This is a genomic window from Paracoccus yibinensis (assembly GCF_030846195.1).
Lineage (GTDB): Bacteria > Pseudomonadota > Alphaproteobacteria > Rhodobacterales > Rhodobacteraceae > Paracoccus > Paracoccus yibinensis.
In genome coordinates, this window is record NZ_JAVCWH010000012.1 from 62,072 (window position 1) to 71,206 (window position 9,135).

Consider the following 9,135-nt stretch of genomic DNA (forward strand, 5'->3'; position numbering starts at 1 on the left):
TTCTGTGGCCTCCTGCATGGGTTTCAGCCTGCCTCCAAGACATATCCGTCTTCATCGGGTGAAATCCTCCCCACCTTCTCGGCAGCCTCGACCATGACCCTGACCGCGGCATCGGTTGTGGAGATTGCCAGGCCCGACCCCACAAGGGGGTTGAGGTTTCGCCGCCGCAGGACGAGCGGAGCCGCGCTGTCAGCCTTAGGTGAAGCAGCATCAGGATCAGGTGATTTCGCTGGCGGCTGAGCATTGGATGGCTTCGTAGCAATCTGCTCAAGGACAACACGGGGCAGAGCGGCTTTCACCCGGCTCCGCTTGGTGGCTACGGCCTCCACCTTCTGCGCCAGTTCCGTGATCTTGTTGGTGGCCAGCATCAGCTCGCCGCGTATTGTGCGCAGTTCCATGTCCTTGGGATCGGGACCGGGCAGGGGGCCCGTCTGCGCCTTGAAGATCGGCTTCAACATACGGTCGTCGAAGTACTCGATCCGCCGCGCCTTGATCGGATGCTGCCCATTGGCCAGGATGATCACGTCATCTTTCTTCAGCCGCCCGGCCTCATCCTCGGTCAGAAGATCACGCTCTTCATGGCGTTCGGACACGTTGATCCCATTAAAGGGTCCCTTTCCGATGGTTCTGGACTTCGAGGTGACCCGCACGGTGGTTTTGCCAACCGCCGCAGACAACTCTGCCTTGGTGCGCTGCTCGGAGGGTGCGAGGTAGATCTTGACGCCTGCGCCCCCTTGCAACGAGAGCCGGGTGTCTTCGCCGTAAATCTTGTCGAGGGCAGGGATGGTCTGGGTCACGACAGCCAAATGTCCGCCATAGGCCCGCAGCGTCTTGATGCTGTCCGTCACGCTTGGCATGCGGCCCAGCATGTCAAATTCGTCCAGCATGATCATGACCCGCCAAGGCTCATCCTCGCCAGGAAGATGGTCATGCAGGCTCGACAGCAGATCCGAGAAGAACAGCCGGACGAGCGGAGCAATGGCAGTGATCTTGTTGTGGGGTGGCGCGATGAAATAAGCGGACTGCGGGAAGCGCCGGAAATCCCGGAAGCTGAAGTCGCTGGTTTCCGTCGCCCGGTCGATGGCCGGGTTTGACCAGAGCGACAAGCCCGAGGTCATCAGGAGCGACAGATAGGAAGTGAGGGTGCGGTCGTTGGTCGAAGCCAAGCGCTCGAAGATCAGGCGAGCAGCCGGACTTTTCACATGATCCGCATATTTCAGGTATTGCTTCTGCTTGTCCCCTCCGGATGATGCCAGCCGGTAGATCTCTCCCAGCGTCGGCGTGCCGCGTTCGATCGCGTAGATGCCGCACGCCACGAAGAGATCAATGCCGCCCTCAAGCAAGCCCTTGGCCCCATCGTCATCAGTCTGCAGGAAGAGCTCGGCCAAAAGACGGATCTCCATCTGGCGCTGATCGGGGTTCGGCAGCGCGTTGATCCGATCCAGAGGATTATAGCGGTGGCCGGGGTTGTCCCAGTCAAGCGGCGCGAACCGCCAGATCTTGTCACCCATGGACTGCCGGTGGCGGCTGGTCTTTTCGAAGTTCTCGCCCTTCACGTCGAGAACCACTGCGCTGCCCTGGAACAAGAGAAGGTTCGGAACAACGAAGCTGATCCCTTTGCCGGCGCCGGTGGGCGCGACAAGCAGGCAATGGGGAAAGGCTGCTGAGCACAGAAACCGCCCTCGGCCTTTCGGTGATCCTGTCTTGCCGACCACGAAGCCGCGTCCCGGCTTCTCGAAAAAGCCGTTCTTCTTCAGCTCACGCCTGCTTTGCCAATGCGCCGTCCCAAAACTCGTCAGCTTCTCGGTGAGGACATTGGCCGCCAGCACCAGTGAGAGAAGAACAAAGCCGCCCCAGATCAGGTTCAGGATCTGAAACGCTCTTGGATCGGTGGATCGCAGAGAGGGGTACTCTCGGGCAATCGCCAGCCAATCGAGATACTGGCCGTTGTACCCCCGCCAGAACGACAGAAAGCCGGTCCCTACGATATAGGCAAAGCCGGTGCCCAGGACCGCGAACAGCAGTGCCCCACCCAGGATGTGCAGCTTATTCATGGCCGCCTCCCTCATGGCCGCGTTCCTGGCGTTGCCGCTCGCGTTCATCGCTCAACTGTTCGCTGACACGCTCAAGGCCATGCCGGGCTGCCGGGTCGCTTGACATGCGCAGATAATCCCGAGCCATGGTCAGCTGATCGTCGCGATCGCCGACCCCGCGCAGGACCTCCACGTCCCCGCTCTTCAGCCGGACTAGTTCATCGCGGGTAAGGGTCCGCTCGATGGCCTCGAGCAACCGGCGTTCATCTTCGGCCCCAACCGGACGGGCATAGCGGGCCAGCTCGGCATAGTCAGCGCCTGTGCCGTCACGTGACCCGATCGAGGTAGTTGGCGCATTCTCAAGCGCATCCGCCTGGCGCGACCGCTCCATCTGGGCGAACGGATTGAGGCCATCCTGCAAGCGGTCAGCCTCGGCACTGATGTCGACGTCTTCGGCGCCGTTCTCGCGTTGTGCTTTCGCCATGACACCGGTCTCCACCGGTTCACCATGCTGGCTGCCAGCACGCTGATGAATGGCATCGTCCACGCCATAGGCGTCTGCCACGCGATCATAAGCCGCATCCACCACGGCGATCGCCTGCTGCAATTGTGCCTGGTCTCTCAGATCCAGGCCGCGCAGATCAGCCACGCTTTGCAGATCCTGCTGAACCCATCTGGCTTCCAGAGCTGCGGAACTGGCGCCGACCCGCATCCGGGCCTCGACCTCAACCGGATCGATGCCTGTCCCGTCCAGGGCGGCGGTCAGCTTGTCGCGTCCTTCCAAGGCAAAGCGGGTGTTCACCATGCCGAGGTTCTGCGCCGAATAGATACCTTCTTCGCTGGCGCTCTCGCGCAACTCGCGCGACCGGGTGCCCAGCGGCTGCAGATGCTCCACAGAGGTCAGCGCCTCGGCCAGCTTGCGCTCCATGGCGGGACGCTGGTTCGGGGCCGCATCGGCAATGCGCTGCTCGGCGTCATCGACGGCCTTTCTCAAATTCGCGGCGGCTTTATCAAAATCTTCGACCAAAGACATATAAGGTTCCCCTTTCGATATCATGGCGCCACCCTCGGCCAGGACCGAGGATGCCTTCTCAAATGCGGTTGCCAGATCCTGCAGGTTCTGCTGCGAGGCAAAGCTCGCCAGGTCGCGATAGCGCAGGGACCAATCGCGAACTTCCTGCGTGGCACAGACAAGCGCCTTGCCAATCCGGGGCCTTTCTTCCGGAGCCTCGAACGCGGCTCCAGACTGCGCGGCCTTTTCCCGAGCCCGCCGCCACTCTTCGTCGGTAGGCGGGTAATGGAGATGCCCCCGCTGCAAACGCGACGTGGCTTCCAGCCGAATGCCGTAGCGATCGGCATGATCGACCATGGCTTCCTTGAAAGCCTCGTAGCTGTATTCCGTGCCCTGCCGCAGGATGAAGTAATCACCATCCTCCCCACGCCGGTTGACGATGATATGGGCATGCGGGTTCTTGTTCGGACTGTCGGTATGAACCGCAATCATGTAGTCAAAACGACCGCCGAGCTTTTCACGGCAGATTTCCCCCGCGATCAGGCTGACATGCTTTGGCTTTGCCCCGCGCGGAAAGGACATCAGCAAATGGCTGGTCCGCGCCGCATTCATCTGCCCTTTCCAATGATCAAACCACCGCGATACGGCAGCCTCGATCTGCTCCGGGCTCAATGTCTTTGCGCCATCCAGCAATCCCCGGGAGTCATGAATATCCACGCTTTTGGAGAACAGGTAATTGAACTGAGCCGAAAGCTGACCGGGTGAAGAGCATCCACCTGTGCGGATCATCTTGAAGACAGCAGGGGAGGCGCCTTGGGCCGCGCGGGCCATATGGCGGGCATGACCGATATTCCGGCCCCGGCCGACTTTCCCCCAATCCTCCTCAAAGAGCCTGCCGGTAACGGCAGTCACCGCATTAACGCGGCTCATCACCATCCCCCATCATTCCGGCAACAAAACGGCTGACTGTCTTTGAGGCCCGCTTGCCCTCCATTTCCCGGACGGTCACCGACACGCCTTCAAGCTGTTCGAGAAGATCGGACAAGAGCTGCTGCTGCGGCTTGCTCAGCTTTAACTGCTGACCGCGCCGGACCTCGTAGTTCTTGGTCGCGACAAGCTGGTTCACGTTCCGACCAATGGCGGACAGCTCGCTGGCAAGCTCTCGCAGGGCAGGGGCCAGATCGAGATCGGGGTCCAGAAAGCCGGCTGGCACACGACACACCCGACGCAGCGCATCGGCTCTGCTGGAAAGACCAAGTCGCTCCGTAAAGGCGTCAAAGGCAGCAAGGCTGTTGCGATCCACGGTGAAAGACACCGGCGCGGTGCCGGCATCCGCAACCGCTTCCTTCTCGTGAAAAGCGTGCAGAGCGCGGTAGATCGTCGGCCGTGTGACACCATAGGTCTTGGCCAACACGGTCACGGGCACACCCGAACGCGCCGAGGCGGCGATCTTTTTCACGTCAGAGGGGCTGAGCTTGAAAGTCCGTCCGGGCATCAATCAGGTGTAAAAAATTAAAGTTCTATTTCCTGCCAATCTACAACGCACCGTTGAGCAAGACTGAGGGAATGTCAATGACGTCAGGCTGGGTCACCGGTGCGTTTCCGTTTCAAGCGGGGGGCCGTGGCAATCCGCTACCGTCCGAACCTGATTGCAGTGCTTCGGAGCGGTTGGTGTGGCTCTCAGGGGTCCTGACCTGGAGCAGGGGAGGGGAGGCAGTCTCCTCAGGGCGCCTCCATGGAAAGGATTCGGCACAGCGGGCCGTTGATCCCACCGGTGCAAGTAAGGGAAATCACAGGGTCATGCCGGCCTGTATGACAGTATCTGTGACGTGTGTTCATGCCAAAGGGACTGACGCGCGCTTATGACGGAAACTAATAACCTAATTCCATGAAGCTTTACTATGACGCTCGCCCATGGCGGGTCTTATGACGTATTGACATGTCTCTTGTTCATGACAGCATAGACACCATGGGAGCGGGTCATTTCACCGCCACAATCTTGTTTGAAAAGGCCTTGTAAAAGGCCGGTGCAGAGGCGGAGAAAACTATATGGCAATCGTGCTTGGGATCATGAGCAGCAAAGGTGGTGCTGGAAAATCCACCATCACGAAGCTGCTCGCGTCCGCCTTCGCCTTTACCGAAAACAGGTGCCTGATCATCGACCTCGACCCCAACAAGGACATTATCAACTGGTGGTCAACAGCGACGCAAACAGGCTATGTCGACGACAACATCATTGTAAGATCGGCAACCAATGGCGACGACCTGTTCGATCTGGTTGACCGATACGAAAATGACGTCAATTTCATCCTGATCGACACCAAAGGCGAGGCCAGTTCCTGGGCTGTCGATCTCGCAAGTGTTTCAGACGTTCTGATCGTTCCTTGCATGAATGCCAAGGGTGACCGTGAACGGACCCAGGAGACAATAGAGTGGTATGAGGATCTGAAATCCCGCGCGGAAAACGCGGACAGGATCCCGCCGCTCCACGTCGTGCTGTCCAGGGTGAAGCCCAATCTTCTGACCCATGTCCGCGGCACGCCCAAGCCAAAGGATCTGGCAAGCCGCGAGTTCGAGCGCCATTACGAGATCATCGACCAGTTCAATCCCTTGGCCACAATGGTCGCGGAGAAGTCCCAGTACCGGGAGATGGATGAGTTGGGTCCGCTGGGCGTCATTCTCAAAAGGTATCGCGACAGTGGTGACCCCAGCGAGAAGCTCAAGGCCCATCACTTCGAGGTTGCCCTGGCTCACGCCATCACGCTCGTGAATAACATCTTCGACAAGAGAAAGATGGAAACGTCCGATGCCGCGTGATCGGATCAAGACAACCCGGGAGGATGCCACCGGCTTCGAGGAAAAGCCGAAAGGCGCTCGGAAACGGTCGATCCTTAAGCCGTTCGATCACGGCGCCCTGGCCAGTTTCGCCAAGCGCAAGCGCGTGACCAAGACTGCTGATGAGCAATCAGTGACGCCACCAGATCAGCCGAAGTCCAAGGGCGATCATCGGGACAGTGACGCCGCAGTGGGCCTTACGGAAACCCAGGACCTGGATGTACAGCCTGCTGCTGATGAAGCAGGAGAGTGGTTAGACCCACAGAATGGAGCACCCGCCAATGGCCTTGCCGAACTGGTGGTGCCGCCTCGCGCCAAGAGTGCAGACACACTGCACCTCACGCTGCGCCTGCGCGTTCTGAACCGGCATGTTCCGGCGCTGAACAGGTTGGCTACGCAGGGCATCAAACCGGACACGGTGCTGCGCAAGGCTTACAGTCGCCTTCCTCCAATTCGGTTTGAGGTCCACTATGTCCCCCGCGTCGCTGAGCCGAGCGGCCCGGTCACCTGGAACCATCGGGTGACCGTCACCGTCATGAAAGGAACCCTTCAGGCCATTGAGGCACAAGTTCGCGATGGCGCAAACGCGCCCCGGTCTCACCTTCTGCTCGGCCAGATTGAGCGCACCTGGTTCGCCAGCCTGGAGGACACCATAAAGGAACTCTCGAAATGAAACGCTGCGCCCTTGTCGCCGCTCTTGGTCTACTTGCGTCTCCTGCTTTGGCTTGGGACGAGGAAACCGATTTCCGGGGTCTTCATATTTACACCGCCTCCGGTGACGGGATTTCCGCCACGGCCGTCTGTGATCCCGATGGCGCGTTCATTCCTCCAACGAACCACCTGAGCGTCACGCTCGAAGGTGAACCGCTAGATGGGGACTACCTGATCATGTCTTCGACAGAAACGCATCAAGGCAAGATGGTTTCCGGCTCCGCCGTCAGTCGCGATGGCGAAGACTGGAAGGGCCTCGTCGGCGTTCTACGCAGCGGGTCGCAGATCGAGCTGACAGCAAACGGCAAGACCTTCCGGTTCGACACCGGCTCCCCGCTTCCGGTTTCGTGTGGCGCTGACGCCTGAAATCTTCTGAGGCAGAGCCAACCCCGCGCCATGCGGGGCAGGAGACCGGAATTGTCCACCCGTGGCAGACTGTTGCCACGGGCTTGCAGCCTAAGAACGGAACGTGCCCCTAAAGAGCGAAGGGACGTGAGTAGGCTGTGGTCAATTCCGGCAGTGGTCGGGGCTACGCTTGCCGCCATACCCCGACACAAAGGGAACCCTCCCGGCAACCTTACGTTGAGTGGCACTCCCTCCTGTTAAAGAAGACTTCCCCCGCCCTCCTTTAGGCGGGGTCTCTTTATGAAGTGACGGCGCAGCCGTCTCCGGTTTGCCGCATTCGCGGCTCCCCCGCGGATAGCGCAGGGCCAGGCGGGGTGGGGCCGGCTCGACGGCCCCACCCCGCCTGGTCAACCAGATCGACAAGGAAAAGCCCCCGCTGCTGCGGAGGCCGGTGTCAGATTGCGCCGATAAACCTCTCTCCGCGCGTGGGGTGCATTTCGAAAATCAAAACCTCGATGCCGCGCCGTTTCCCTTCGGCCATCCCGCGCAACTCAACATAGGCGATGCTTTGTGTTATGCCTGCGCGAAAGCCTACCATGTGCCCTCGCTCTACAAGGGCGATGATTTCTCAAAACCGATCTCGGATAAAGAGTGAACCCACAGCATTGGAGATGATCGAATACGGCATAAAGAAGCAGCGGCGGCAAGGCAGGAAAAAAGGGTGGCAAAAGCAGGGTGGCCGCGTTGCTGCGATCGGGATTGCCCTGCTTGGCGCGATCCTTGTTGGCATGGCGGATGAACTGACAAGGGAAGCAGAAAAGCTTCTTGGCGATCTTCTCGGCCCGCAAGGCGAGATCCTAGCAGGCCAGGTGCGAGTCATTGACGCTGACTCACTAGACATGGGCGGCACGCGGGTTCGCCTGTTCGGCATCGACGCCGTGGAAAAGAACCAGATGTGCCAAGACAGGGCAGGGGAAGATTGGCCTTGCGGTCGTCAGGCAACCGAGAAACTGACTGCCGCTCTCGATGGACAGAGCGTGCGATGCCTCGTGCAAGACACGGATCGCTATGGCCGGGCAGTTTCCGTCTGCGAAGCTGGCGGCAAGGACATTAATTATTGGGTCGTCCGCAACGGATGGGCCGTGGCCTACACAAGTTATAGCCGGGACTATGAACAGGCCGAAGCCAAAGCCCGTGCCGAGGGAAACGGCATCTTCGCCGGATCGTTCATCCCGCCGCAAGAGTGGCGGCGCCAGCGATAAGGACAAGGGGCGGGCACTTGCCCGCCCCGATGCTGTCAGGCGTCGGGCAGGACAGGGCCGGCGTAGGGGTTAGCGGGTCCGTAGCGCACGCTGTCCTGCTCGAAGCAGCCATTGAAGCCGCACAGCCAAGCGCGGTGCAATTCGCTGCGCGCGGCAAGGCGGCGCAGCCAACGCGGCATGACGCGGCCGGAATGTCCCGCCAGATAGATGCGCAGATAAAGGTTCATGGGGTGATCCGTGCAAAGGGGCAGGGCAGGGGCAGGCGCATCGCCTGCCCCTGTCGTTATCAGTTACGCCTTGGGCTTGTGATAGACACAATAGCCGGTCGGAACATTGGTGCCGGAGCTGGCGAAGCTGCCCACGGGCAGATCGGTCCAGCGGCCTATGGTGGTGCCGTGGTCATAGTGGGCCGTCGCGGGCAGGATGCAGACCAGGACGCCGCCCGGCTTCAGGAACTTCACCGCATGATCCAGATGCAGCTTGTAGTGCTGGCCATAGAAGGGCGGGTTCATCACGACTGCATCAAAGCGCGGATCGGGCGCGACCTGCAGGAAATTGGCGGTCATGACGGAATGGCCCTTGGCGCGGGCCTGCTCTGCGCGGGCTGCGTCATACTCGATGCCGGTCACGATGACAGGGGCGCGGCCACACCGTTCCTCGGGGTTGTCGTTCCACGCTGCAAGCTCGTCCATGATCCGGCCGTCACCGCAGGACGGTTCAAGGATCTGTTCGCCGCCTGACAGGTGCAGGGCGCTGACAATCTCCTGCGCCACGCGGCGGGGCGTGGGGTAGAATTGCAGGTCGCGGGCAACCTCCGTGCTTGGCCGCTTGGCCTCGGTCTCGGTCGGCGCGTCGGGCAGAACCTCGCCATAGAACTCGGCCAGGGCGCGGTTAATGTCGCGCCGTCCATCCTCGTTGAAAATCAGATGCACGTTGC

At 60.4% G+C, this 9,135-nt stretch carries 10 protein-coding genes; 5 read left to right on the forward strand and 5 right to left on the reverse strand.

Annotated elements, in window-relative coordinates; all coding sequences use genetic code 11:
- Positions 1-23 precede the first annotated feature (23 nt).
- From RAH32_RS17530 to RAH32_RS17540, 3 genes are read right to left on the reverse strand one after another with little or no spacing between them, the layout of a single operon-like run.
- Positions 24-2,054, reverse strand: coding sequence for a type IV secretory system conjugative DNA transfer family protein (locus RAH32_RS17530; RefSeq protein ID WP_306609635.1), 2,031 nt, complete (start codon positions 2,052-2,054; stop codon positions 24-26).
- Complete coding sequence (locus tag RAH32_RS17535) at positions 2,047-3,975, reverse strand: relaxase/mobilization nuclease domain-containing protein (protein WP_306609637.1); 1,929 nt, start codon at positions 3,973-3,975, stop codon at positions 2,047-2,049. Before RAH32_RS17535 ends, RAH32_RS17530 begins: the two co-directional genes overlap by 8 nt.
- Positions 3,962-4,504, reverse strand: a complete 543-nt coding sequence (locus RAH32_RS17540; protein ID WP_306609639.1) for a helix-turn-helix domain-containing protein — start codon at positions 4,502-4,504, stop codon at positions 3,962-3,964. Before RAH32_RS17540 ends, RAH32_RS17535 begins: the two co-directional genes overlap by 14 nt.
- A gap of 590 nt (positions 4,505-5,094) precedes the next feature.
- Here RAH32_RS17540 and RAH32_RS17545 point away from each other — a divergent pair.
- The 5 genes from RAH32_RS17545 to RAH32_RS17565 all read left to right on the forward strand — a co-directional run bounded on the left by RAH32_RS17545 (position 5,095) and on the right by RAH32_RS17565 (position 8,198).
- Positions 5,095-5,862, forward strand: coding sequence for a ParA family protein (locus tag RAH32_RS17545; protein WP_306609641.1), 768 nt, complete (start codon positions 5,095-5,097; stop codon positions 5,860-5,862).
- Positions 5,852-6,553 carry a hypothetical protein gene (locus RAH32_RS17550; RefSeq protein WP_306609643.1) on the forward strand — a complete coding sequence of 234 codons (702 nt, stop codon included), beginning with the start codon at positions 5,852-5,854 and terminating at the stop codon, positions 6,551-6,553. The genes RAH32_RS17545 and RAH32_RS17550 overlap by 11 nt, the downstream gene beginning before the upstream one ends.
- Entirely contained in the window at positions 6,550-6,957 is a 408-nt protein-coding gene (locus RAH32_RS17555; RefSeq protein ID WP_306609645.1) for a hypothetical protein, read from the forward strand. Before RAH32_RS17550 ends, RAH32_RS17555 begins: the two co-directional genes overlap by 4 nt.
- A gap of 430 nt (positions 6,958-7,387) precedes the next feature.
- Entirely contained in the window at positions 7,388-7,591 is a 204-nt protein-coding gene (locus RAH32_RS17560; protein ID WP_306609647.1) for a hypothetical protein, read from the forward strand.
- 16 nt (positions 7,592-7,607) lie between these two features.
- Positions 7,608-8,198: a thermonuclease family protein gene (locus RAH32_RS17565; protein WP_306609649.1), complete on the forward strand. Its 591-nt coding sequence runs from the start codon at positions 7,608-7,610 to the stop codon at positions 8,196-8,198.
- A 35-nt stretch (positions 8,199-8,233) separates the two neighbouring features.
- On the opposite strand, the gene RAH32_RS17570 is transcribed toward RAH32_RS17565, so the two are convergent.
- Complete coding sequence (locus RAH32_RS17570; protein ID WP_306609651.1) at positions 8,234-8,425, reverse strand: hypothetical protein; 192 nt, start codon at positions 8,423-8,425, stop codon at positions 8,234-8,236.
- A 63-nt stretch (positions 8,426-8,488) separates the two neighbouring features.
- A partial coding sequence (locus RAH32_RS17575) for a methyltransferase (protein WP_306609653.1) occupies positions 8,489-9,135 on the reverse strand: 647 nt, incomplete at its 5' end.

Bases quoted from the DNA above. Each gene is read 5' to 3' on its own strand.
- RAH32_RS17535 (WP_306609637.1), bottom strand. From the start codon at position 3,975: ATGAGCCGCGTTAATGCGGTGACTGCCGTTACCGGCAGGCTCTTTGAG.
- RAH32_RS17545 (WP_306609641.1), top strand. From the start codon at position 5,095: ATGGCAATCGTGCTTGGGATCATGAGCAGCAAAGGTGGTGCTGGAAAA.
- RAH32_RS17530 (WP_306609635.1), bottom strand. From the start codon at position 2,054: ATGAATAAGCTGCACATCCTGGGTGGGGCACTGCTGTTCGCGGTCCTG.
- RAH32_RS17555 (WP_306609645.1), top strand. From the start codon at position 6,550: ATGAAACGCTGCGCCCTTGTCGCCGCTCTTGGTCTACTTGCGTCTCCT.
- RAH32_RS17570 (WP_306609651.1), bottom strand. From the start codon at position 8,425: ATGAACCTTTATCTGCGCATCTATCTGGCGGGACATTCCGGCCGCGTC.
- RAH32_RS17550 (WP_306609643.1), top strand. From the start codon at position 5,852: ATGCCGCGTGATCGGATCAAGACAACCCGGGAGGATGCCACCGGCTTC.
- RAH32_RS17565 (WP_306609649.1), top strand. From the start codon at position 7,608: ATGATCGAATACGGCATAAAGAAGCAGCGGCGGCAAGGCAGGAAAAAA.